At 63.3% G+C, this 22,211-nt stretch carries 23 protein-coding genes, 2 tRNA genes and 1 pseudogene; 12 read left to right on the top strand and 14 right to left on the bottom strand.

The genetic code is table 11. The annotated features are described in order from the left end of the window. The first annotated feature begins 5 nt into the window (after positions 1 to 5). From AB4Z38_RS17625 to AB4Z38_RS17615, 3 genes are read left to right on the top strand one after another with little or no spacing between them, the layout of a single operon-like run. Positions 6 to 725: a LytR/AlgR family response regulator transcription factor gene (locus AB4Z38_RS17625; protein WP_441430905.1), complete on the top strand. Its 720-nt coding sequence runs from the start codon at positions 6 to 8 to the stop codon at positions 723 to 725. Next, positions 722 to 1,084 (top strand): hypothetical protein, encoded by a 363-nt coding sequence (locus tag AB4Z38_RS17620; RefSeq protein WP_441430904.1) that lies wholly within the window; start codon positions 722 to 724, stop codon positions 1,082 to 1,084. The genes AB4Z38_RS17625 and AB4Z38_RS17620 overlap by 4 nt, the downstream gene beginning before the upstream one ends. Then, entirely contained in the window at positions 1,081 to 2,553 is a 1,473-nt protein-coding gene (locus tag AB4Z38_RS17615) for a sodium/solute symporter (protein WP_441430903.1), read from the top strand. The genes AB4Z38_RS17620 and AB4Z38_RS17615 overlap by 4 nt, the downstream gene beginning before the upstream one ends. A gap of 60 nt (positions 2,554 to 2,613) precedes the next feature. Here the strand turns inward: AB4Z38_RS17615 and AB4Z38_RS17610 are convergent, their stop codons facing one another. The 6 genes from AB4Z38_RS17610 to rpsB all read right to left on the bottom strand — a co-directional run bounded on the left by AB4Z38_RS17610 (position 2,614) and on the right by rpsB (position 7,531). Beyond that, positions 2,614 to 3,198, bottom strand: coding sequence for a DivIVA domain-containing protein (locus AB4Z38_RS17610; protein ID WP_441430902.1), 585 nt, complete (start codon positions 3,196 to 3,198; stop codon positions 2,614 to 2,616). A 21-nt stretch (positions 3,199 to 3,219) separates the two neighbouring features. Further along, positions 3,220 to 4,143, bottom strand: coding sequence for a phosphatidate cytidylyltransferase (locus AB4Z38_RS17605; protein ID WP_441430901.1), 924 nt, complete (start codon positions 4,141 to 4,143; stop codon positions 3,220 to 3,222). Then, positions 4,143 to 4,700 carry a ribosome recycling factor gene (frr, locus tag AB4Z38_RS17600; protein WP_078105729.1) on the bottom strand — a complete coding sequence of 186 codons (558 nt, stop codon included), beginning with the start codon at positions 4,698 to 4,700 and terminating at the stop codon, positions 4,143 to 4,145. Before frr ends, AB4Z38_RS17605 begins: the two co-directional genes overlap by 1 nt. Positions 4,701 to 4,802: 102 nt before the next feature. Then, positions 4,803 to 5,540, bottom strand: a complete 738-nt coding sequence (gene pyrH / locus AB4Z38_RS17595) for a UMP kinase (protein WP_059387847.1) — start codon at positions 5,538 to 5,540, stop codon at positions 4,803 to 4,805. Positions 5,541 to 5,686: 146 nt separating this feature from the next. Continuing rightward, entirely contained in the window at positions 5,687 to 6,523 is an 837-nt protein-coding gene (tsf, locus tag AB4Z38_RS17590) for a translation elongation factor Ts (protein WP_234753056.1), read from the bottom strand. A 120-nt stretch (positions 6,524 to 6,643) separates the two neighbouring features. Continuing rightward, positions 6,644 to 7,531: a 30S ribosomal protein S2 gene (gene rpsB, locus AB4Z38_RS17585; protein WP_441430900.1), complete on the bottom strand. Its 888-nt coding sequence runs from the start codon at positions 7,529 to 7,531 to the stop codon at positions 6,644 to 6,646. 435 nt (positions 7,532 to 7,966) lie between these two features. Between rpsB and AB4Z38_RS17580 the strand changes: the two are divergent. Then, a pseudogene (locus tag AB4Z38_RS17580) lies at positions 7,967 to 8,479 on the top strand (M23 family metallopeptidase); the annotation flags it as partial. Between the two features lie 15 nt (positions 8,480 to 8,494). On the opposite strand, the gene AB4Z38_RS17575 reads toward AB4Z38_RS17580, so the two are convergent. Continuing rightward, a complete protein-coding gene (locus tag AB4Z38_RS17575) occupies positions 8,495 to 9,685 on the bottom strand; it encodes an acyl-CoA dehydrogenase family protein (protein ID WP_441430899.1) in 1,191 nt (396 codons plus the stop codon). Positions 9,686 to 9,961: 276 nt separating this feature from the next. Beyond that, complete coding sequence (locus tag AB4Z38_RS17570) at positions 9,962 to 10,660, bottom strand: alpha/beta hydrolase (RefSeq protein ID WP_441430898.1); 699 nt, start codon at positions 10,658 to 10,660, stop codon at positions 9,962 to 9,964. 316 nt (positions 10,661 to 10,976) lie between these two features. On the opposite strand from AB4Z38_RS17570, the gene AB4Z38_RS17565 reads away from it, so the two are divergent. After that, positions 10,977 to 11,849, top strand: coding sequence for an SGNH/GDSL hydrolase family protein (locus tag AB4Z38_RS17565; RefSeq protein ID WP_441430897.1), 873 nt, complete (start codon positions 10,977 to 10,979; stop codon positions 11,847 to 11,849). A 502-nt stretch (positions 11,850 to 12,351) separates the two neighbouring features. Beyond that, positions 12,352 to 13,200 carry an esterase/lipase family protein gene (locus AB4Z38_RS17560; protein ID WP_441430896.1) on the top strand — a complete coding sequence of 283 codons (849 nt, stop codon included), beginning with the start codon at positions 12,352 to 12,354 and terminating at the stop codon, positions 13,198 to 13,200. 56 nt (positions 13,201 to 13,256) lie between these two features. Here AB4Z38_RS17560 and AB4Z38_RS17555 read toward each other — a convergent pair. From AB4Z38_RS17555 to AB4Z38_RS17535, 5 genes are all read right to left on the bottom strand, one after another. Continuing rightward, positions 13,257 to 13,330, bottom strand: a tRNA-Ile gene (locus tag AB4Z38_RS17555). Between the two features lie 105 nt (positions 13,331 to 13,435). Further along, positions 13,436 to 14,632 (bottom strand): glycosyltransferase, encoded by a 1,197-nt coding sequence (locus tag AB4Z38_RS17550; RefSeq protein WP_441430895.1) that lies wholly within the window; start codon positions 14,630 to 14,632, stop codon positions 13,436 to 13,438. Between the two features lie 110 nt (positions 14,633 to 14,742). Then, complete coding sequence (locus AB4Z38_RS17545; protein ID WP_441430894.1) at positions 14,743 to 15,648, bottom strand: DMT family transporter; 906 nt, start codon at positions 15,646 to 15,648, stop codon at positions 14,743 to 14,745. Then, positions 15,648 to 16,271, bottom strand: coding sequence for a CDP-alcohol phosphatidyltransferase family protein (locus AB4Z38_RS17540; protein WP_441430893.1), 624 nt, complete (start codon positions 16,269 to 16,271; stop codon positions 15,648 to 15,650). The genes AB4Z38_RS17545 and AB4Z38_RS17540 overlap by 1 nt, the downstream gene beginning before the upstream one ends. Before the next feature lie 50 nt (positions 16,272 to 16,321). Continuing rightward, positions 16,322 to 17,170, bottom strand: coding sequence for a phage holin family protein (locus AB4Z38_RS17535; protein ID WP_441430892.1), 849 nt, complete (start codon positions 17,168 to 17,170; stop codon positions 16,322 to 16,324). A 184-nt stretch (positions 17,171 to 17,354) separates the two neighbouring features. Here AB4Z38_RS17535 and AB4Z38_RS17530 point away from each other — a divergent pair, with 184 nt between their 5' ends. Genes AB4Z38_RS17530 through AB4Z38_RS17520 form a run of 3 tightly spaced genes read left to right on the top strand, consistent with a single transcriptional unit; the run spans position 17,355 to position 19,284 of the window. Further along, the gene (locus AB4Z38_RS17530) at positions 17,355 to 18,578 is read left to right on the top strand and encodes a multidrug effflux MFS transporter (RefSeq protein ID WP_441430891.1); all 1,224 of its coding nucleotides are present in this window, start codon (positions 17,355 to 17,357) and stop codon (positions 18,576 to 18,578) included. Positions 18,579 to 18,636: 58 nt separating this feature from the next. Continuing rightward, entirely contained in the window at positions 18,637 to 18,816 is a 180-nt protein-coding gene (locus AB4Z38_RS17525) for a glycine zipper domain-containing protein (protein ID WP_441430890.1), read from the top strand. 60 nt (positions 18,817 to 18,876) lie between these two features. Next, positions 18,877 to 19,284 carry a hypothetical protein gene (locus tag AB4Z38_RS17520; RefSeq protein ID WP_234750734.1) on the top strand — a complete coding sequence of 136 codons (408 nt, stop codon included), beginning with the start codon at positions 18,877 to 18,879 and terminating at the stop codon, positions 19,282 to 19,284. A gap of 104 nt (positions 19,285 to 19,388) precedes the next feature. Here the strand turns inward: AB4Z38_RS17520 and AB4Z38_RS17515 are convergent. Further along, positions 19,389 to 19,461, bottom strand: a tRNA-Asn gene (locus tag AB4Z38_RS17515). Between the two features lie 120 nt (positions 19,462 to 19,581). Between AB4Z38_RS17515 and AB4Z38_RS17510 the strand changes: the two genes are divergently transcribed. The 3 genes from AB4Z38_RS17510 to AB4Z38_RS17500 form a co-directional block, all read left to right on the top strand. Beyond that, entirely contained in the window at positions 19,582 to 20,352 is a 771-nt protein-coding gene (locus tag AB4Z38_RS17510) for an MBL fold metallo-hydrolase (protein WP_441430889.1), read from the top strand. Between the two features lie 361 nt (positions 20,353 to 20,713). Further along, positions 20,714 to 21,262, top strand: coding sequence for a polysaccharide deacetylase family protein (locus AB4Z38_RS17505; protein ID WP_441430888.1), 549 nt, complete (start codon positions 20,714 to 20,716; stop codon positions 21,260 to 21,262). Positions 21,263 to 21,297: 35 nt separating this feature from the next. Next, on the top strand, positions 21,298 to 22,211 hold a 914-nt coding region (locus tag AB4Z38_RS17500), incomplete at its 3' end, for a PKD domain-containing protein (protein ID WP_441430887.1).

Raw genomic sequence — 22,211 nt, 5'->3', positions numbered from 1 at the left:
TAACCATGATCAACGTACTCGTCGCCGACGACGAGCTCCCCGCCGTTGAAGAGCTCGCCTTCCTTCTGGGTCGGGACGAGCGCATCGGTGCCATCCACCGCGCAGCCTCAGGTGCGGAAGCCCTCAGCGCCCTCGAAACTGAATCCGTGGACGCGGTCTTCCTGGACATCCATATGCCCGCGCTTTCCGGCTTGGACATCGCCCGTGCCATCTCGCGCAGCGCCCGGCCTCCCGCCGTCGTCTTCGTCACCGCCGACGAGGACTGTGCGCTCGAGGCGTTCGAACTGGCCGCCGTCGACTATCTGCTCAAGCCAGTGCGTGCCGAGCGCCTGGCCCGGTCCATCAGCCGCATCAGCGAGCTCATCAAGGACGGCAGCAAGGTCCCGGAGATGATCACGGTTGACCAGGGCGGAACCACACGGATGATCCGGCGGGACGATGTCAGCTACGTCCAAGCCCAGGGAGACTACGCCCGATTACACACCGCGGAGGCGAGCTACTTGATACGGGTACCCCTGAGCGACCTCGAACAGCAGTGGGCGGAAGCCGGATTCATCCGCATCCACCGTTCCTATCTAATGTCCCTCAACCACGTGGGACATATGAAACTCGCCGCGGCACGGCCAAGCGTCACGGTGGCCGGAGCCGAACTGCCGATCAGCCGCAGGCACCTTCCGGCCGTGCGGGACAAGCTCGAGGCCACCCGGATCCGGCCACAAGGATGACCCGGGTCAGGGTCACGGCCCCGCAGTCGTCTGCCCGGATAGCCCCCACGCGTCCATACCAGTCGCGCGAAGCTGCCGAGGACTCGGACGTCGGGCAGGTCTTCGTCCGGTCACTCATCCGTTCGCAGCTGCGCCTTGCTGTGGTTGTGGCTTCCGGATTCCTACTGGTGCTTGCCGCCTACGGCTCCATGGTGGCGCTGGTGCCTCAGCTCGCGCAAATGCGGATTCTCGGTATCCCGGTAAATTGGATCATCCTCGGAGCGGCGCTCTATCCGGTGATCGGCCTGAGCGCTTGGCTGTACAACCGCTCCGCGGCAAGGAACGAAGCCCGCTATCGCGATCTTGTGGAGGAGAAGTGAATCCCGCCGTCGGGCTCGCCGCTTTTCTGGGTGTGGCGCTCGCGACGGCGGCGATCGGCTTCTACGGCCTGCGCATTTCGCGCACGACGGGCGACTTTTACGTGGCATCCCGCACTGTCCGCCCATGGTGGAATGCCTCGGCGATCGGGGGCGAATACTTGTCGGCAGCGAGTTTCCTGGGCGTCGCGGGGCTGATCCTGTTGACCGGAACGGACGCTCTGTGGTTCCCCGTGGGCTACACGGCCGGCTATCTGATGCTCTTGCTGTTCGTGGCTGCCCCCTTGCGCCGATCGGGTGCCTACACGATCCCGGATTTCACGGAGGCCAGGCTCGAGTCGAAAACCGTCCGCCGGGTTACGAGCCTTGTCGTTGTTGCCGTCGGGTGGCTCTACATCGTGCCGCAGCTTCAGGGCGCCGGGCTCACCATCCGGATCAGCACGGGATTGCCTTCCTGGGTGGGCTCCGTCGCCGTCGTCGCGGTGGTCTGCCTGACGGTGGCGGCTGGTGGCATGCGCTCCATCACCTTCGTCCAGGCTTTCCAATACTGGCTCAAATTGACGGCTTTGGCCGTGCCTGTGGTGTTCCTGCTACTGAACCAGACGGGCGGCGGCCCACCGGTCCTGGCGGAGGCATCCAGCAATCCCACTGGCCTCCCCGCAGCCGGGCTTTACCAGACTGTCTCGCTCCTGGTGGCGCTGCTTTTCGGAACACTGGGACTCCCCCACGTCCTTGTCCGCTTCTACACCAACCCGGACGGCCAATCAGCCCGCCGGACCACCCTTATCGTGCTCGGCCTGTTGTCGGTCTTCTATTTGTTCCCGACGGCGTCCGGCCTGCTTGGGCGGGTCTTCGCACCTGAGCTTGCACGCAACGGACGGCCGGACGCCCTGGTCCTGCTGCTGCCTGGAAAGCTACTGGGTGGAGTGCCCGGCGATCTGCTGTCGGCATTGGTGGTTGCCGGTGCGTTTGCGGCATTCCTCTCGACGACGTCGGGATTGGTGGTATCGCTGGCCGGCGTCATCAGCCAGGACCTTCTTGGCGGGAGCGTGCGCGGATTCCGGGTGGCCGCATTCCTGGCCGCAGCCGTCCCCCTCGCTTTTGCGTTCACCACGGATTCCATGGCCTTGGCCGGCAGTGTAGGGCTGGTGTTCGCTTTCACCGCGTCCACCATTTGTCCGGTCCTGGTCCTGGGCATTTGGTGGCGGGGCCTGAGCGACGCAGGCGCGATTGCCGGCATGCTGACGGGAGCCGTCCTCTGCGGGGGTGCGCTGGTATCGAGCACGATCATCGGTTCGGCCGCACCCGGATGGATTGCCCAGCCCGCGGCGTGGACGGTGCCGGCCGCGTTTGCCGTGATGGTGCTGGTCTCGCGGGCCACGAAACACCGGGTCCCCGGGACCGTGACCCGGCTGATGACAAGGCTTCATGTCCCGGAGCGGCCGGTGGCCACGGAGCGCCAGCTCCGCTGAGGGTGCGCGGAGCTGAGGGCGCGCGGAGCTGAGGGGGCGCGGGCGTCCGCCTGGGTTTAGCTAGTCGATCGCCGCCATGAGTTCGACAACCCGGTCGAGGAAGGCATCAACCTGCGACTCTTCGTAGCCGTCGCGCCCTCGGGCCTCGGAGAAAGCGGCTCGGCGGACGTTGTCGACGCTCAGCGGTTTGTCGTTCTCCAGGTAACCGATCAGGGAGACGCACAAGGCATCGACCTCGGCGATGTTGTAGCTACGCGCGCGCTTCTTGTCCGGCCGGCGGAAACGTTCGCCATCAGGCCGGTGCAAACGGCCGCGCAACACCCCGGAGAGTTTACCGATCTTCAGCAACCAGGCTTCCTCGCCTTCGGCCGCTATCAGCTCGTCGCGTTCACGCCGGGCGAAGGCATCTTCGAGGCGGTCCAATGCGGCGTCCACAGCGGTGGCGTCGTAGCCGCCCTTGACAGGATCAAACGAAACCGCGCGGACATCGCTACTGCCGATTTTCTCCGATGCCTCGGCCCGGTTTTCAAAGGACAATCGGGCGCGCTGGAAAAACTGGTCCACTTGCCTTGCGTTGTAGCCATACTTGCTGTGCGCCACGCGCTCAAATGCTGCGGGGATCTGGCGACGAATGTCCACTGCCACTGCTTTCCTTCTGGGTGGTTGTCAGGCGCCGCTCAACAGCGCGAAAAGAATATATGCTGCCGGAGCCGCGAAGACGATCGAGTCGAGGCGGTCCATGACCCCGCCGTGACCGGGCAGGATGCTGCTCATGTCTTTGACGCCAAGTTCCCGTTTGACCATGGATTCCGCGAGGTCACCGGCGGTAGCGGCGGCCACCATGCCTACCGCAAGCACCACGCCGACCCACCACGGCCTGCCCAGGACGAAGATGCTGGCGAGGATCCCGATGACCATGGCACCTGCCACCGAGCCAGCGAACCCTTCCCAGGTCTTTTTGGGGCTGATCTTGGGAGCCATCGGATGCTTGCCGAACAGCGCCCCGACGAGGTACCCGAAAGTATCGTTGGACACCACCAGCAGCAACATCACGGCAATCTGCCAGGCACCCGCCGGAACCTGCCCAGCGGGCCATGGACCCGCCGTCGTCGCTCCCCCGCCTGTATGGAGAGGCAGGATGGCAAAGCTGATCAGGAATGGCACCCAGGCAAGCGTGAAGATTCCGGAGAAGACGCTGCGCGGAGCTCCGGCCGCGCTTTCAAGGGAACGCCAGAGCAGTACGGCCGTGCTGCTCAGCACCATCGCGAAGAGCAGGCTTTCTGTGCCACCGAAGTAAGCCGCCAGCGGCATCGCCACGGTACCGGTCAGCACGGGGATGATGGGCATCCTGGTGCCCTGGGCTTCGAGCGCACGGAAGATTTCCCACACGCCGAGGACCGCGAACCCAGTGGTCAGGAGAACGAACCCCAGGGGCAGGAACAGCAGCCCGCCGAGAACGGCAAAGAGCATGGCGAGCCCGACGCCGATGGCGGCCGGAAGATTCCGGCCGGCCTTGGGCGTTGGGTTGCCTCGTTGGCGTCTGGCGCGTGTGGGAATTCCCTGCGCGGGTGCCGGCTCAGCCTCGCTCATCAGACCTCGAGCAGCTCGGCTTCCTTGCGCTTGAGGAGCTCGTCGATACCGTCGACGTGTGCCTTGGTGATAGCGTCGAGTTCCTTTTCGCCACGGGCACCCTCGTCTTCGCCGGCTTCGCCGTCCTTGACGAGCTTGTCCAGGGCGTCCTTGGCCTTGCGCCGGATGCTTCGGATGGAAACCTTTGCGTCCTCACCCTTGCCCTTGACGATCTTGACGTATTCCTTGCGGCGTTCCTGGGTGAGCTCCGGGATAGTGATCCGGATGACGTTGCCGTCGTTGGACGGATTGGCGCCGACCTCGGAGTCGCTCAAGGCCCTTTCGATGTCGCGCATTGAGGTCTTGTCAAAGGGCGTGATCAGGATGGTCCTGGCGTCCGGAATAGCGAAGGAAGCCAGCTGCTGCAGCGGTGTGGGGGTGCCGTAGTATTCCACGATCACCTTGTTGTAGAGTCCGGGGTTCGCACGACCGGTACGGATCGACGCGAAATCCTCCTTGGCTACCTCGACCGCCTTGTCCATCTTTTCCCCGGCTTCGAGCAAGGTTTCTTCGATCACGGTTTCTCCTCAGAAATAGTCGCGCCCCGGTCCGCGGGCCGCAATGCACAATAAATTTCCGCCCCTGCGGGCGGAAGAGTCCTAGAAATATCCTAGCCCTTGCTAGGGGGTGACCAGGGTGCCCAGCTTTTCGCCGAGAATGGCCCGGGTGACGTTCCCTTCGCCTTCCATGCCAAAGACAACCATGGACAAATTGTTGTCCTTGCACATGGTCATGGCGGTCTGGTCCATGACGCGGATGTCACGGCGCAGGGCCTCGTCGTAGCTGAGCTTTTCGAGCTTCTCAGCAGTGGGATCCTTCTTGGGATCCGCGGTGTACACGCCGTCCACACCGCTCTTCGCCATGAGCACGACGTCGGCATGCACTTCGAGTGCTCGTTGTGCAGCCACGGTGTCTGTGGAGAAGTACGGAAGGCCTGCGCCAGCACCGAAGATGACGACGCGGCCCTTCTCCATGTGGCGGATGGCACGGCGCGGAATGTAGGCCTCGGCTACCTGTCCCATGGTGATGGCGCTCTGAACGCGGGTCTCGACGCCCGCCTGTTCCAGGAAATCCTGCAAGGCCAGGCAGTTCATGACAGTGCCGAGCATTCCCATGTAGTCGGCGCGTGAGCGGTCCATGCCGCTCTGGGACAGTTCGGCGCCGCGGAAGAAGTTACCGCCGCCGACGACGATTGCCACCTCGACCTCGGAAACAGCGGCGGCGATTTGCTTGGCGATGGCGCGGACGGTTTCCGGGTCCACTCCAAGCTTTCCGCCGCCGATGACCTCGCCGGACAGCTTCAGCAGTACACGACGACGGGTCTTCTCCGGATGGATTGCAGTGTTCTCGGTTTCCATGGTGCCTTCCCGTTTGTGGACTCTGGCTAGATTATCTTGCTGGGGGCCGGGCAGAAAGCTGCCGGCTGTAGATGCACTCGGTGCGGGCCTGCCGTTGCATGCAAAAGGGGCGGCCACCGAAGTGACCACCCCTTTTGTATGTCTAACTAGTTTCCGACGCGGAAACGGGCAACGGCAGTTGCCTTGACGCCGGCCTCTTCGAGGACCTGTGCAACGGTCTTCTTGGAGTCCTTGGCGAATGCCTGGTCCAAGAGAACTTCGCCCTTGTAGAAGCCCGTCACGCGGCCTTCGACGATCTTGGTGAGAGCGGCTTCCGGCTTGCCTTCGGCCTTGGCGGTCTCTTCGGCGATGCGGCGCTCGGACTCGACCAGTTCGGCCGGGACGTCTTCGCGGCTCAGGTAGTTCGGGGCCATGGCTGCAACGTGGACAGCGACGTCGTGGGCTGCGGTAGCAGCGGCGTCGCCCTCGCCCTCAACGGCGAACAGGACGCCGACCTGGGCCGGGAGGTCCTTGGAGGTCTTGTGCAGGTAAGCGTCAACCGTGCCGCCTTCAATGCGGGCAATACGGCGGACAACAACCTTTTCGCCGAGAACGGCGCCTTCTTCGACGACAACCTCGGAAAGGGGCTTGCCGTCGACGTCGATGGCCAGCAGGGTCTCGAGGTCGGCAGCGCCGGACTCGACGGCGACAGCCAGGACCTTGTCGGCCAGCTGGATGAACTTGTCAGCCTTGGCGACGAAGTCGGTCTCGCAGTTGACCTCGATCATTACGCCAACGCCGCCGGTGACCTTGGCTGCAACCAGGCCTTCGGCGGTGGAGCGGCCTTCACGCTTGGTAGCGCCCTTGAGGCCTTTGATGCGGATGATCTCGATGGCCTTCTCGGCGTCGCCGTTGGCCTCGTCAAGAGCCTTCTTGACGTCCATCATGCCGGCGCCGGTGCGCTCGCGCAGGGCCTTGATGTCAGCAGCAGTGTAGTTCGCCATGTGAACCCCTCTGTCTAGAAATTTATGTGTTTACGGACTGACAGGACGGCAGCCCACCTGGTGGGCCGCCATCCTGTCAGTAGCTCCCCGCACCGAAATTGGTGCGGGAAAGGTCCGGATTTACTTGTCCGCTTCGGCTTCGCCAGCAGCAGCTTCGGTGGCCTCGGCGGCCGGGGCTTCGGCAGCTTCCGCAGCCGGAGCTTCGACAGCCTCGGCGGCCGGAGCTTCAGCAGCTTCGGCCTTGCTGCCTTCGAGGAGCTCACGCTCCCACTCAGCGAGCGGCTCTTCCGGGGCCTCTGCAGCACCGGTTGCGCGCTGGTTACGGGCGATGAGGCCCTCAGCAACGGCGTCGGCAACCACGCGGGTCAGCAGGTTTACGGAGCGGATGGCGTCGTCGTTACCCGGGATCGGGAAGTCAACTTCGTCGGGGTCGCAGTTGGTGTCCAGGATGGCAACAACCGGGATGTTCAGCTTCTTGGCTTCGTCAACAGCCAGGTGTTCCTTCTTCGTGTCAACAACCCACAGAACGGAAGGAGCCTTGGTCAGGTTGCGGATACCACCGAGGTTGGTTTCCAGCTTGGTGAGTTCACGCTTGAGGAGCAGGAGCTCCTTCTTGGTGTAACCCGAGCCTGCGACGTCCTCGAAGTTGATCTCTTCGAGTTCCTTCATGCGCTGGATGCGCTTGGCAACGGTCTGGAAGTTGGTGAGCATACCGCCCAACCAACGCTGGTTGACGTACGGCTGGCCAACACGGGTAGCCTGCTCAGCAATTGCTTCCTGGGCCTGCTTCTTGGTGCCGACGAACAGGACGGTGCCGCCGTGGGCGACAGTAGCCTTGACGAACTCGAAAGCGCGGTCGATGTAGGACAGCGACTGCTGAAGGTCAATGATGTAGATGCCGTTGCGCTCCGTGAAGATAAATCGCTTCATCTTCGGGTTCCAACGACGGGTCTGGTGTCCAAAGTGGACGCCGCTGTCAAGCAGCTGGCGCATAGTTACGACGGGCATGCCGACGCTCCTTCCGGCAGGTCATTCATGAGAGAGCCACACGGGCCGCTCTTACCCTGCCAATAGTTGACGGTTAATTAGCCGGACCCGAACGGGCCTTGGCTCCTGGCATCCATTGCACTTCTCATCCGGCCAATGACTCGCCGGACCGCAAGAGGCACAATCCTCCGCAGCACTGAATCCGCGAGGATTCGCAATTGGAGGGTTGGATACGCGTAGTCAGCCTGGGACCCCCGCGCAACTGAATGAGAAGCGCTTCTAAACAAGCTTGAGGGCACAGCAAACTGCTCCACCAAGTGTACTACAGCGCCTTCAGCCTTATGACCGCAAAAGCCCCGGGTTCAGCCTCAATCGTTCGGCAGATTTCCCGCACCGTTTTCCACATAGCCGAACTGGCGGCTTTCGGACCCTGCGGCGCCAGCGAAGGCTTGCTCCATGAGAACTGCACATCTTCCGGCCTGCATTCTTTTGCTCGTTGTCCTGGTCACGGCGCCTTCCGTTGGATCGCCGCCGCCGGGCGGCAGCACCCCGCCCGGCACCCGCCCGGGCTGGGTGTGGCCGCTCTCCCCCAAGCCTGCCGTCGTTCGCGGCTTCGACCCTCCGGACAAGCCGTGGTTGAGCGGGCACCGCGGCGTGGATTTACAAGCAGCGGACGACGGCGTCACGGTCGCCGCCCCCGCCGACGGCACTGTGAGCTTCGTGGGTGTCGTGGTGGATCGTCCGGTGATCACCATCGACCACGGGAGCGGGCTACGGAGCAGCTTTGAGCCCGTGGACAGCGAACTCGCGGAGGGGGTTACCGTGAACAAGGGCCAAGCCATCGGCGTAGTGGGAATGGGCCACTGTGCGGGATCACCGTGCCTCCACTGGGGAGTTCGGCATGGGGAGGACTACGTCAACCCGCTAGCCTTCGTCACGGATCTCCGTCCGTCCGTGTTGCTGCCCCTAGACGATTTGCTGGCGCTAGACGATGGCGGAAATCCCCGTGATGGCCCGCCCCGTGACAAGGGTGTTGATTTCGTGGGTGCCTTCGTACGAGTAGATGGCCTCGGCGTCGGCGAATATCTTGGCCATCTCGTAGTCCGTGACAATGCCGTTGCCGCCCAGGATGCCCCGGCCGAGGGCAACGCTTTCACGCATGCGGGCCGTGGTGAAGGCTTTCGCCAGCGCGGATTGCTCGTCCTTGGCCACACCGGCATCCTCAAGCTGGGCGAGACGGACCATCATGCCCATGGAGCTGACCGTGTTGCCCAGGATCTGCACGAGTTGTTGCTGCACCAATTGGAACGATGCCAGGGGCCTCCCGAACTGCATCCGCTCAACCGCGTAGCGGCGGGCAACGTCGAACGCGGCAAGCTGCTGGCCCACGGCCTGCCATGCGACCGAAAGCCGCGTGACTTTGAGGACTTTGTTGGTGTCCCTGAAGCTGTTGGCATTGGCCAGCTTGAAGAAGTCCGGGACCACCACGTTCTCGAGGGTGATATCGGCATTCTGGACGGTCCGTAGCGAAATCTTGTTCTCGATCTTGCTGGCTTTGAATCCGGGGAGGCTCGTGTCTACCAGGAAGCCCTTGACCTGATTGTCGGCGAGGTCGCGGGCGAAGACCACAACCCAGTCCGAGAAGGTAGCGTTGCCGATCCAGCGCTTGGCCCCGTTGAGGATCCAGTTGCCGCCGTCGCGCCGCGCAGTGGTCCGGGTGCCGCCTGCAACGTCCGAGCCGCCTAAGGGCTCGGTCAGTCCGAAGGCGCCGATTTTCCGGAGGGAGTAAACGTCCGGCAGCCAGGTGTCCTGTTGCTCTTGAGATGCCAACGCCTCGATGGAGCCGGTGAACAAGCCGTCGTGAACGCCCATGAACGTGGCGATTGAGGCATCGGCGCGGGTTGCCTCGGCGTGGACAAGGCCAGCGAAAAGGTTGGAATAGCCTTGCCGCCTTACCGGGCTGACCAGGTCAATCTCGGCCAGTTTGGGGATCAGGTCCATGGGGAACTCGCCACGGTTCCAGCAATCGACGGCAATCGGCTTGACCTCACGGGAAAGGAAAGCCCGAATCTCAGCCAGCCGGTCTTGTTCCTTGCCCGTGAGCAATTGCTCAAAGCCATAGAAGTCGCCGTCGGCGTACGGGAGGTTCTCGAGGTCGATTGCTGCCTTGGACATGGCACTCCTTCGCATAAGTTACTGGTGAGTAACTTACAGGAACGGCAGTCCTCCACACAAGCAGAAACAGTCGCCGTTGACCTCCGGGTCTCCCGGTGTTTGTCCTTTGCACGGCTCGCTTCCAGCAGCTCATACAACAATCTGAAGGTGCGCTCCCGGTCAGGAGCTTTGGAAGGGTGCCTCATGCTCTATACCTGCCTGTCCCCCGAGCAAGTGTGTAGCACCCAAGGAATTGATGCCGGGAATCAACCCTCGCGGTCGTCCCGCCCGAGTGATTCAGCCTGCTGGGCCCAGCTGAACTCGAAGCCATGCGTCGATGTGTTCGAGAGCGGCTCGCGCCATCGGCGTCGCGTGTCCGGTGAATCCGTGGGGGGAGTCTGGAAAAACACGCAGATCGACCTCGACACCGGCGTCCGACAGCCGCCTGGCCATGGCGAGGTTGTCTTCCAGAAGGATGTCCTCGCTCCCGATCACAATCATGATCGGCGGTAGGCCCGCGAGCTCGGCGAAGAGTGGTGAGAGGTCGGGGTGGGTGCGATCCGGAGCGGTCCCCGCATAGGCGTCAAGAAAATACTCGTCGGCGATCCGGCGTCCGGCCGGCGTTTTCGCGGCGAGGTCATAGGTGCCGAACTGCAACACGCCGCCGTTGAATGCCGTGACCCCGCGGTCGCGCAACCGCACAAGCGTCGACACCGCCAGCGTCGCACCGGCAGAGAAGCCACCGATAGCGAGTTTCGCTGTGCCAAAACGGCTTTCGGCGTGCTCTACCAGCCACAGTGCTGCTGTTTCGCAGTCGTCGGGTGCGGAAGGCCACGGGTGCTCGGGAGCGAGCCGGTAATCCACACTGACCACTGCAACACCCAACGCTTCCGCCAGCCGCCTGTTGCGAACATCGCTTCCGGCGGCCGAGCCCATGTAGAAGCCGCCGCCGTGGATTTCCAGGAACACGCCCGCCACCGGCGTGCCGACCGGCATATGGATCCTCACTGGAACGCTTCGGCCAAGTGCGCTTGCCAGCTCTGCGATTGGCCGTGGATCACACTCGGCAGGTGCTGCAGCGCCCGCTCGGAATGCGAGCAGCTCTTCCCGGCTGCCCGGACCGCGGCCGGTTGGCCGCCGGACGTAGAAGGCACGGGATTCATCGACGAGTGACCACAGTTCAGGATCGATCAGCGATGGCAATTGGAAGCTCACGGGATAACTCTAGGATGCGCATGCGGCTCGTGAGTCCAGTGACGACTGCCCGCAGCCCGCCGTGGCGCGTTCGGCCCGGTAGGAGCAGTATGGAGGGATGAACGCTCCCAGCGCCGATAGTCCGGCGCAGGGTGGCTCCGTTGGTTCCGGGGCTCGCCTGCACCCGTGGAGCCGTTATGTGGCACTGGGTGATTCGTTCACCGAAGGGGTAGGAGATCCGGAGCCTCGCAGCCCGGGAGGCCTGCGAGGCTGGGCGGACCGGGTCGCCGAAGAACTGAGTGCCGGACACGACGATTTCGCCTACGCGAATCTGGCAGTCCGCGGACGGTTGCTCCATCAGATCCTGGATGAGCAGGTCGGCACTGCACTGGCCCTGCAGCCGGATCTGATCACTCTCAATGCCGGAGGCAATGACCTGATCTTCCGCAGAAGCGATCCCGACAAACTCGCGATCCGGATGGACGCCGGCGTGCAACTCCTCGCCGCTGCCGGCGCAACGGTTGTACTGTTCGCCGGACCGGACTGGGGCGCCACGCCCGTGCTGGGACACACCCGCGCCAAGGTGGCCATCTTCAACGAGAACCTGCGCACCATCGCCGCGCGCCACGACGCGATAATCGCCGACCTCTGGGCCTTGCGTCAACTCACCCACCCTCGAATGTGGGATCCGGACCGGCTGCACTTCTCTCCCCTGGGGCAGCACACCATCGCCATCATGGTGCTCGATACCCTCAACGTCCCCCACACCATGGAACCGATGACACCGAAAGACCTACCCGGACGCACTTGGCGCGGGGCAAGGACCGATGACATCATCTGGGCGCGCGAGCACTTGTTCCCATGGGTCCTGCAACGGCTCAAACAAAGAGTCTCCGACGACGGGCGGCGCGCTAAGCGGCCTGATCCGGGCCCGGTCTTTGGCGCCTGGATGCCGCCAGGGACCTTCCTGGGAAACGATCAACCAAGCTAATTGCAATCTCTCAGATTGCAGCCCGTCTGATGCCTCTCCACAGGATTTCCCAAGGATTTCTCCGGGGACGCTACTCCTGGCCATCCTCCCTGTGAGCATAGTCCGGGGACGACGACTCGGTCCGCTTCCAGTGGGAGGGGCCACCGACACGGGAGAAGTTGAGGAAGATGTCCGACGCCGGACCAGCACGGCGAACGGGCGACACCGGAAGGAGCCCCGCGGATTCCAGCATCAAGCCTCATGATTCGGGCTGCTCCCGGCAGGCCGCCAATCGCTGCAAGGATGTGCGTGCTTTGCACTCGCGCGTGCCTTCAGCCCTGGTCCTACGGGACCTGCGGTCACCCTTGTGACTGGTGTGGCGTTTGACGCGGTCCGGGCCTGACGAGCGAGTGCACGTTTTCTCATGATCTCCGCACGCTATTGCGAGCTGCCAGTAAGTTACCGCAAAGTAACTAGGGATGCCGCGGACATAGGGGTTCGCGGCCAGGAGAAAGGCAAGGCCATGCGCCGATTCCGACTCACCGCTGTGCTCGCTGCTGCGGCGCTCACGATTGGACTCTTCGCCGCACCCGCGGCTCAAGCCGACTCGATCTCGCCAGACCCGCCCGGAGCCAATGATTGGACGTGCAAGCCATCGAGCGTGCATCCGTACCCAGTGGTCCTCGTCCCGGGAACCTTCGAGACGATGTACAAGAACTGGGCGCTGCTTTCACCCGTGCTCAAGGATCAGGGGTACTGCGTCTTCGCGCTCAACTACGGGGTAGTCAACAATGTCCCCGCCAGTGGGGCAATTCGGGACTCCGCGGCTGAGCTTTCGACGTTCGTGAAATCAGTTCTTGGCGCGACGGGTGCAAAGAAGGTCGATCTCGTCGGGCACAGCCAAGGCGGGATGATGCCGCGCTACTACATCGGCTTCCTCGGAGGCGCCAAGTACGTGCACCACCTCGTCGGCATTGCGCCGTCGAGCCACGGCACGCAAGGCCTCATCGCGCCGTCGCCCGCGGGGATGATTCTCGACACCACCGCAACGAGCACCCTGTGCCAGGCCTGCGCGGACCAGCATGCGGGGTCGGCGTTCATGGCCGAGCTCAACTCGATCGGCGACACCGTACCCGGCCCGTCCTACACTGTCATCTCGACCCGTTACGACGAGGTCGTTACCCCTTATACGAGCCAGGCTCTTGTTGGGTCCGTGAAGCAGGTGTCCAACCTTGTGCTCCAGGACTACTGCCCTCTCGACACGTTCGAACACGATCAATCTCCCAACGATCCAAACGTGTGGTCCCTTGTCTCCAACGCGCTCCTCCAGAGCGGCCCAGCAGATCCCGCGTATCGCCCGGAGTGCGTGTAGTAAAACGCACGAGAGCCCCTGACCTGCGTTTCCGCAGCTCAGGGGCTCTTTTCGGGTAGGGCTACTCGGACTTGAACCGAGGACCTTAGGATTATGAGTCCCGCGCTCTAACCAGCTGAGCTATAGCCCCGAGTCGGCCAGGCGACCGCTTTGTCAGCGTCCTCCCGGCCAAAACACTCTAGCAAAACAATTCGGCTCCCGATGCCAAGCGGCAGACTACGCCGGGTCCGCGTGGCTAGATGACCTTGTCCTCATAGCCCGCCCCACGGTAGAGGTCCTCGAACGTCTGCAGTGTGCCTTGGATGCTGTGCGGCTCCACCATGGCGCGGCTCGCCTTGCCCATGGCTTCGAGTTCGCCGGCCGGCAGACGGAAGAGCTCGGTGATCCGGGCTGCCAACTCATTGCTGTCCCCCGGCGTGAACAGATGCCCGTTCTCGCCTTCGCGCACCAGGTGCGGCAGGGCCATCGCATTGGCGAGAAGAACCGGCGTCGACGCCGACATCGCCTCGAGCGTCACGAGGGACTGCAGTTCGGCGGTTCCGGGCATGCAGAACAGGTCAGCGCGAATGTACGCCTTCCTTAGGTCCTCATCGCTCGCGAGGCCCAGGAACCTGACCCGCTCGCCCAGGCCCAGGCGCTTGGCTTGGGCCGCCAACGCGGCACGGACCTCGCCGCCGCCGACGATTTCAAGATGCACATTGAGTTCGGCGGGTGTTTTGGAAACGGCGTCGATCAGGACGTCCACATGCTTTTCTTCGGCAAGGCGGCCGACAAAGAGAACGGTGGGGTTGGCGTGCGGCTCGATCTCTTCGCTCGGCCCCAGTTCGTAAGCGGCCGCGTCAATACCGTTGGATAGAGGCAGGACCTTGCGGAGGAAAGCGTGCTGGTGCATGGCCTTCGCGGCAAGCGGCGTGGGAGTGGTGACGACGTCGGCCTGGCCCATGACCTTACCCATGTCTTTCCACGAGACCCGCCCGATGATGTCCTTGAACCACTGCGGGAACGGCAAGAACGGGTTCAGGTTTTCGGGCATGAAGTGGTTGGTGGCTATGATCCGAATGCCGCGCTTCTTGGCCTCATAGAGAACGTGTTCGCCGATCATGTAGTGGCTTTGGATGTGAACGACGTCGGGCTGCACCTTATCGAAGAGCAGTCGAATGTCGTTCTTGATTTCCCAGGGGTAGCAAATGCGAAAGTACTCGTGCGTAAAGACCCCGTGGGACTTCAAGCGGTGCACGGTGCCTTCATCCCCGAACTCGGTGAAGCTCTTGCCGTTGTCCGCCCGGCAGGCCAGCACATGGACATTGTGCCCCCGCGCCTTCATGCCTTTGGCAAGCCGGTACCCGAACTGAGCAGCACCGTTGACCTGCGGGCGGTAGGTCTCCGCCGCGATCAGGATGGTGAGGGGTTTGTTGGTTTCGGGAACGGTCACGTGGAGAACTCCTGATGGTCACGGTGCGAACATCGCAAAACGTTTGGCCCTGCGGTGTCTTCGCCGGTCGCCTGCCGCGGGTGTGCGGGGCACGGTTGTCGAACTCTGCCCTAGGCCTTCCGGCTTGCAGCCGCCTTCGCGTCACGCTTTCGCTTGGTGACCTCGGGATGGTGCCGGCTCAGGGCAATAACCCCAACGATAGCAAGGGAAGCGGCCACAGCCATGGCGATTGCCAGCACGGCGTGGACATCGGGACGAAGCTCACCCAAAATTGCGATCCCGATGGCAATTCCGACAATGGGGTCGATCACAGTCAACCCGGCGATCACCAGATCCGGCGGCCCGCCCGAATAGGCGCTCTGCACGAACCAGGAACCGAGCCCGCCGGCAGCGGCAATGGCGACCACGGTGTACCACTGCACGTTGAGCAGAAAGTGCCCGTTAGGGTCGAGCAGGTGCCGGCCGATGATGCGCGTCAGGACCGCGACGAACCCGAACAACACCCCGGCGCCCAGGATGTAGACAAAAGCGCTCATGCGGTGCCGGAACATGGCGGCCAACGTTCCAAAAAGCCCGACGGCGAGTGCCAGCAGGAGGACGATGGTTATCTCGTCCTCGCCGCTGACGTGGTGGTTCTCCTGGGTGGCGTTGACGGCCAGCAGGACGAACATCGCCGAGCCGGTCACGCAAGCAGAGATCGCCACCACCGTGCCCCGGTTGATACTGAGTCCCTGGTCCTTGGCGTTGACCACCGTGGTAATGACCAAGGCGATGGCTCCGATGGGCTGCACCACAGTCAAGGGTGCTGACACCAAGGCAATGGCGTTCATGCCCATGCCCAAGGCAAGCAACAGCAGGCCGAACATCCACCGCGGATTTCGGAGCAGCCTCAGGAAGCCATGCGAACTCAGGGCGAGCCCACCGGTATCCGCTTTGACGGCGCTGCCCTGGCGCTGGGCGCCAATGGCAAGGCAGAAGGCGCCAAGCACCGCAAGAAGGACTGCGAACCAGACCATCAGCTGCGACCGCCGTCGTTGGCTTTGAGTTCTTTGCCCTTCCGCAGGATTGCCCAGAAATAGTTGTAGGCCGCTACCCAGTGCCCTAGCAGGCCAAAGCCCAGGCAGACCCACGCGATCACGAAGTAGACACTGGTGTAGGGAATCGCGAGCTTGGAGAGGACCAGGAGAGGCGTGCCCAGGAGCAGGAACGCCGTCCGGATCTTGCCGATCCGGCTCACGGGGAGGTCGGGGTGGCTATGGAAATAGAACCATGAGGCTGTGGCAAGGACGGCGTCGGGCACCACCAGGGCGGCCAGGTACCACCAATCCACCACCCCGGCGATGACGAGCGTGACAGCGACGGTGATGAGTGCCAGGCGGTCCGCGACGGGATCGAGGATCCGGCCCAGTTTGGAGGTTTGGTTGAAACGCCGCGCGACGTAGCCATCCACCCAGTCAGTGCCGCCCATGATGGCAAGAACCAGCACGGCGAAACCGTATTCCCTTTGCCACAGCACCAGCCACACGAACAGTGGGACGCCCATGAAGCGCAACACCGTCAGGAAATTGGGGACAGTGAAGATGAGATCGTGGTCGATCTGTGGCTGGCCCGGGCGCGCGCCTGCACCGATGAACTTCACCTGTCCCCCTTTCTGTAGTCCGCAGCTGCCGCTGCTGCTTGGCGCCCCTATTACTTCTTGAACAGCTTCCGCAGTCCTACTGCGGCCACCGTGGCGGAAGCGGCGAAGAGAAACAGCTCTTTCCAGCGCGCGGCGAGCCGCTCCGACATCCCGGCCGGAACCTTTTCACTGAAATCTGCGAGTTTATCGGCAGCGAACCGGCGTCCGTCGTCGAGCTTTTGCCCGGCAACGTCGCGCAGGACCTTGCCTTGGGTTTTGACGTCGAGCTCGACGCCGAGCTGATCGCGAACGTCGGCGAGGTGCTCGCGGCGCTGCTCCAGACGGCGGAGCAGCTCAGCTTCGCTTGGGGCGGGGGGTTGCTCGGCTTTCTTTGCTTCTGCCTTGGCGGCTTTTTCGGCCTTGGCTTTCTCAGCCGCGGCGGCTTTCGCTGCCTCCGCTGCCTTGTAGGCTTCCGACGAGGGATCGAGGATGCTGGCGTCGAAGGAAGTGCCCTCCTTGACGATGCCGAGATCGTGCTTGATGCCGCGGATGGTCTTCTCAGGCACAAGCGGCATGGCCCCCTTGAACGCGCGGAAGGCGATGAGGGCACCGATAAGAATGATCAAAAGGAACGCCGCCGCAACCACAAGCGCAGCCAGCCAGGGGGGCATGACCGTGGCGAGGCCCAAGATGGCCGCCACAACCAGGGCGATGACGAGCAATGAGAAAAAGATCAGCGCAACGCCAACGAAAGCGCCGGCAATGCCCAACTGTTTGCCTTTGCCCTTAAGTTCAAGCTTGGCCAGGCTGATTTCGTCGTTGAGCTGCCGCGGCGCGAGCCGGGCTGCAAGTTTCAGGGTGTTCGGCAACGCCGAAATGCCCGGGCGTTGGCCAACCCGGCCGCCGTGACGTCCACTCATAGGTTCCGCCTCACTGCTTCCATCTTGCTCCTACCCGGCTCCGGCACGGAGACGAACACAACCGCCCACGCGCACCTGTCCACAAAACTACCATTCAGCTTCAGCCTCAACTTCCGGGACGGTCCAGCGGCGCGCCCCAGCCATCGCTGATAAATATGATCTGTCGCACATAGGATTGATAACCGTGAACACTCCCCCTGTACCGGGCGATTCCCTCAGCCGACGCGAAAAACTCCTCTATATCCTGCTCCTCGGCGCATTGACCGCCTTGGGTCCATTTACCGTGGATCTCTATCTGCCCGCGTTTCCCGCGCTGGAGCATCATTTCAACGTGTCAGCGGCTGCGATCCAACTCACACTGACCGGCACAACGGTGGGCTTCGCCATTGGCCAATTGGTGGTGGGTCCGTTCAGCGACAAGTTCGGGCGCCGCATGCCCTTGATCCTGGCGACGGCCCTGCACATCGGTTCCTCCCTCGGCGCAGCACTGTCCACGGACATCAGCACACTCGCCTTGTTCCGCGTCCTCATGGGCGTCGGTGCAGCCGGCGGTGGCGTGGTGGCCATGGCCATGGTCCGGGACCTCTTCGCCGGTTACGCCATGGTGCGGATGTTCTCCCGCATGTCTCTGGTGAATGGCCTGGCGCCCATCCTGGCTCCGATCATCGGTTCACAACTGCTGTTGGTGATGCCATGGCCCGGGATCTTCTACTTCCTGGCAAGCTACGGAATCCTCGTGATCATTGCTGCTGTGTTCCTCATCCGGGAAACGTATCCCGCCGAGCTCCGCAGGCAGACGACGTCGACGGCGGGCCAACGCTACAGGGCCGTGTTCGCCGACCGGGTTTTTGTCGGGATGTTGCTGGTCGGCGGGTTCAACTTCGGCGGACTGTTTGCTTACCTTTCCGCGTCCACTTTCCTGTTCCAACAGGTCTACAACTTCTCCCCGCAGGAATACGGCCTGCTGTTCGGTGTCAACTCCCTGGGCATCGTCGCCGGCGTCCAAATCAGCTCCAGGGTCATCAGGCGAGTAGCACCCCAATGGATCATGGCGTTCGCCACGGCCTGGATGCTACTGATGGCTCTTTTGATTGTGGTGTTCGATCTGCTCGGCTTCGGCCTATGGGGCGTCATGGTCCCGCTGTGGTTCTACATCCTTGCCACCGGGTTCATGTTCCCTTGCGTCCAGGTGATTGCCCTGGCCAACCATGGCGCGCAGGCCGGAACGGCGGCTTCCTTGCTGGGTGCCTCGAACTTCCTGATGGCCGGCATCATCCCGCCCGTGGTTGGCTGGCTGGGCGTCAGCTCTGCCGTTCCCATGGGGGCCGTCCAGGCCGCGTGTCTCGCAGGCGCCGTGTCGGCCCTCTGGCTCGTCGTGCGGCCCCGGTCCGTCCCGTCCATCCACTGATGCGCCCGTCCACTGATGCGCGAGCCCGGACGTCCGCATGGAGAAGTAGGCTCAAGCCATGACGCGCAAACCGCACCGCAACGGCAGGGGCCTCTTCCTCGGGGCGATGCTTGGCGCCGTCGTCGGCTTCTTGCTGGGCCGCGGGGTCGGAAACCCTGTGTTCGGAGCCCTGCTGGGCGCCGTCGTCGGTTCCGCAATCCTCTACCGGATCAATCCCGGGCCATGGAAACGGGACTAAGCACGCCTTCCGTTGCTTCGAGGCCTGTTGCCGGTCATGGCCCGGCGATAAAGTTGAGATGTGCCCCGTTGGCAGGAACTACAGCCTATTCCAGCCCCATGGCAGCGCAGGGATGATGGCATCCTGCCGCTGTGGTGGGATCGTCTGTGCACCGTGACAAGCCCGCAATCCGCGGCCCTTTATGCGGCCGGGCTGTTCACGGAGGACCGCCGCCGCCCGATTGCGCAATGGTTCAATCCGACAAATGGCGCGGCCCTGCTCGTGGCTCCGGAGACCTCTCCCGAATGGCCCGTCCAACGCTTCGGAATCTTCTACGCACCCCCTGGCGGCGGATTCACCCGCGTCCACTCCGCCGCCCACGAATGGCACCCGCGGGAGCCGAGGACGCCGCCCACCGAAGACGACGCCTTCCAGTCCGCCGTGGCCGAGGCAGCGAGGTTCCTGCAAGTGGAAATGGACTTCGTTTGACGAATTGGCGATGAGATTCTGCCATTCGAATAATTGCGCAGATCAGACAAACCGAGGCAAAAAAGCAGGCCCCGCACCTGTAAAACAGGTGCGGGGCCTTTGCGCTCCTCCGACTGGACTTGAACCAGTAACCCTTCGATTAACAGTCGAATGCTCTGCCAATTGAGCTACGGAGGAATGAAGCGGTTATGACTTTAGCAAAGGTTTTGCCGCAAGTGAAATCGAGCCTCGGGCACTGCGGATACGATGGTCCGGCGCACTGTGACGCATCCCTGGAGCAAAGGAACAGAAGGAAGCATGTCGAACAACTGGTCAGCAGAGGCCAACGTGACGGAGGTTGCCGAGGACGTCTTTTTCGTCCAAGGCCCTGCAGTCAACTGGACCATCCTCAAGCGGGGCAAGGAATTCACCCTCATTGACACGGGCTATCCCGGGAATTGGCCATTGCTCCAATCGAGCCTGAATTTCCTTGGACTGGCTATGGAAAATGCTGCCGGAGTTCTCCTGACGCATGGTCACTCGGATCACATCGGCAATGCCGCGAGAATATCCGCAATGGGCATTCCGGTATTTGCGTCCCAGACTGAGTTGCCAAACATCCGCCGGGAGGTCCTCGAACAGGTCACCGTCAAGGATTTTGGTTTGCGGATCCTCCGCCCCAGGGTCGGCGCGTGGGCCGTACACGCCATCCGATCCGGGGGCCTGTCCGACGTCGCGGTCCCGGGCGTCGCTGCGATGACCCAGGACATTCTGGACGCGCTCCCGGGATCTCCCCGGATCGTTGCCACGGGCGGGCACACCAGTGGCCATGCGTCCTTCTTCGTCCCTTCAGCCAAGGCAGTGGTGACCGGGGACGCGCTCGTCACTGGCCACGCCGTCAGTCCGGTCCGCGGGCCGCAGTTGTTGCCCCCTGTTTTCCATCACCGCCCGGCGGAGACCTTGGCCAGCGTGGAGGTCCTCAGGCAGCTGGGAGCTGAGATCATCCTGCCGGGTCATGGGCCGGTGGTGGGCGTGCTCGACGGAACAATCGAGCTCGTCTCTGACGGAAGGTACGCCCCTTTCGCGTGAGTCGGCAGCCTTCCGGCCGAGTACGTGTAGCGGAGCCTGAGTGGAGAGAGCGGGAGACAGGTTCCAAAACGGGTACCACCCACTCTTAACCCGTGCCGTGCATAGCCAATAGGCTTCGGATCTGGGGATTCCGGTCCGGTCTGTTCAGAAAAAGGGGAAGCCGATGCGGCTCCTGACCATACTGTTCCGGCGGCCGACATTAATCCGCCAGCAGGGGCGTCCTTCCGCTGGGCGTGCCTCCGCCTGGCGGGGGAAAACACCTGGGGTCCGCAACGCGTGGTTCCGCCGGGCCACGGCCGCGTCCGTGCTGTTCTTGATTGGGTACTCCGCTGTCTATTTGGGGCCCCCTGCGCGGGCGGCAGTGCCGAAGACAATCATCAGCCTGACCTTCGACGACGGCAATGCCGATCAGCTCCCGGCCGAACAGTTATTGAAGTCACTCGGATTGCACGGCACCTTCTTCATTACGACCAGCTGGATCGATAATCCGTCATGGCTCACCCGAGCCAACCTGAACAGCATCGCTGCGGACGGCAACGAGATCGGTGGCCACACCATCACCCACCCGGACCTCACCACGTTGTCCACCTCGGCCGCAACTAACGAGGTTTGCGGCGGGCGGACCACGCTTGCCAGCTGGGGGTTCAACGCCACCGATTTCGCCTATCCCTTCGCCGCCGAGAACTCTTCCGTCGAGCAAATCGTGAAGAATTGCGGTTTTGCCAGTGCGCGCAATTTGGGGGACATCCGTTCACCCGCGAGCTGCTCGGGATGCCCCTTCGCTGAAACCCTCCCCCCGGCCAATCCATACAACACAGCGGCGCCGGATGAAGTCGACAGCAGTGGACGCTGCAGAACCTCGAGGACCTGGTTACCAACGCGGAACCGGGAGGGGGCTGGGTCCAACTGACCTTCCACCACATCGCCGTCGGAACAGATCCCACGTTGACCATCGATCCCAATCTCTTCAAGACCTTCGTCACATGGCTGGCTGCGAGAACGGCCAACGGAACCACGTCCGTTCAAACGGTCGCCCAGACCCTGGGCAATGTGCCCAACCAGCCCCCGGTAGCCGCCTTCACATCCTCGACGACGGGTCTCACTGCCACCTTTGACGGTTCGACCTCGACCGATCCGAACGGGACCGTGGCCTCTTACGGCTGGGACTTCGGCGACGGCTCCCCGGCAGGCACGGGCGTGAAGCCTTCGCACACCTACGCCGCAGCAGGAACCTACCAAGTGAAGCTGACGGTGACCGATAAGTCCGGCCTCACAGGGACCGTCACGCACGCGGTAACCGTAGCCGCCGCGGCGACGGCCCCGGCGGCACCCACCGGGGTGACCGCGACGGCGGGCAACGCCTCGGTGGTGGTGTCGTGGACGGCGCCGGCCAACGGCGGCTCCGCGATCACCTCCTATGCCGTGACGCCTTCGTCCGGTGGCACGGCTTTGGCTCCGGTGACGGTCTCCGGGAGTCCGCCCTCGACGACGGCGACCGTCACCGGATTGACTAACGGCACGGCTTACACGTTCACCGTGACGGCGAGCAACGCCGTCGGGACGTCTGCACCGTCTGCGGCGTCGGCTCCGGTCACGCCGGCGGCCCCGGCTCCCGGCGTCACCAACGGCGGCTTCGAATCCGGGCTGGCGTCCTGGACCACCGGCGGCGTCAGGGCACCCGTGCCCTCCACCGCCGCCCACACCGGCACCGGTTCCGCGCTCCTGGGCCTGGCATCGGGGGCCGAACCGCTCGGGGACAGCAACCTGGCCCAGACCATCACCATGCCGGCTGCCGGGACGTCCACGCTGTCCTTCTGGTACCAGCCCCACACCGCGGACGACACCTGCACCGGCACCAC

The organism is Arthrobacter sp. 2RAF6, from assembly GCF_052115205.1.
GTDB lineage: Bacteria > Actinomycetota > Actinomycetes > Actinomycetales > Micrococcaceae > Arthrobacter.
This window is presented reverse-complemented; position numbering and strand designations above follow the sequence as displayed.

Excerpts from the sequence above, each read along its gene's own strand:
- AB4Z38_RS17625 (WP_441430905.1), top strand. The coding sequence starts at position 6 with ATGATCAACGTACTCGTCGCCGACGACGAGCTCCCCGCCGTTGAAGAG.
- AB4Z38_RS17620 (WP_441430904.1), top strand. The coding sequence starts at position 722 with ATGACCCGGGTCAGGGTCACGGCCCCGCAGTCGTCTGCCCGGATAGCC.
- AB4Z38_RS17605 (WP_441430901.1), bottom strand. The coding sequence starts at position 4,143 with ATGAGCGAGGCTGAGCCGGCACCCGCGCAGGGAATTCCCACACGCGCC.
- pyrH (WP_059387847.1), bottom strand. The coding sequence starts at position 5,540 with ATGGAAACCGAGAACACTGCAATCCATCCGGAGAAGACCCGTCGTCGT.
- tsf (WP_234753056.1), bottom strand. The coding sequence starts at position 6,523 with ATGGCGAACTACACTGCTGCTGACATCAAGGCCCTGCGCGAGCGCACC.
- rpsB (WP_441430900.1), bottom strand. The coding sequence starts at position 7,531 with ATGCCCGTCGTAACTATGCGCCAGCTGCTTGACAGCGGCGTCCACTTT.
- AB4Z38_RS17575 (WP_441430899.1), bottom strand. The coding sequence starts at position 9,685 with ATGTCCAAGGCAGCAATCGACCTCGAGAACCTCCCGTACGCCGACGGC.
- AB4Z38_RS17570 (WP_441430898.1), bottom strand. The coding sequence starts at position 10,660 with ATGCCGGTCGGCACGCCGGTGGCGGGCGTGTTCCTGGAAATCCACGGC.
- AB4Z38_RS17565 (WP_441430897.1), top strand. The coding sequence starts at position 10,977 with ATGAACGCTCCCAGCGCCGATAGTCCGGCGCAGGGTGGCTCCGTTGGT.
- AB4Z38_RS17560 (WP_441430896.1), top strand. The coding sequence starts at position 12,352 with ATGCGCCGATTCCGACTCACCGCTGTGCTCGCTGCTGCGGCGCTCACG.
- AB4Z38_RS17545 (WP_441430894.1), bottom strand. The coding sequence starts at position 15,648 with ATGGTCTGGTTCGCAGTCCTTCTTGCGGTGCTTGGCGCCTTCTGCCTT.
- AB4Z38_RS17535 (WP_441430892.1), bottom strand. The coding sequence starts at position 17,170 with ATGAGTGGACGTCACGGCGGCCGGGTTGGCCAACGCCCGGGCATTTCG.
- AB4Z38_RS17525 (WP_441430890.1), top strand. The coding sequence starts at position 18,637 with ATGACGCGCAAACCGCACCGCAACGGCAGGGGCCTCTTCCTCGGGGCG.
- AB4Z38_RS17510 (WP_441430889.1), top strand. The coding sequence starts at position 19,582 with ATGTCGAACAACTGGTCAGCAGAGGCCAACGTGACGGAGGTTGCCGAG.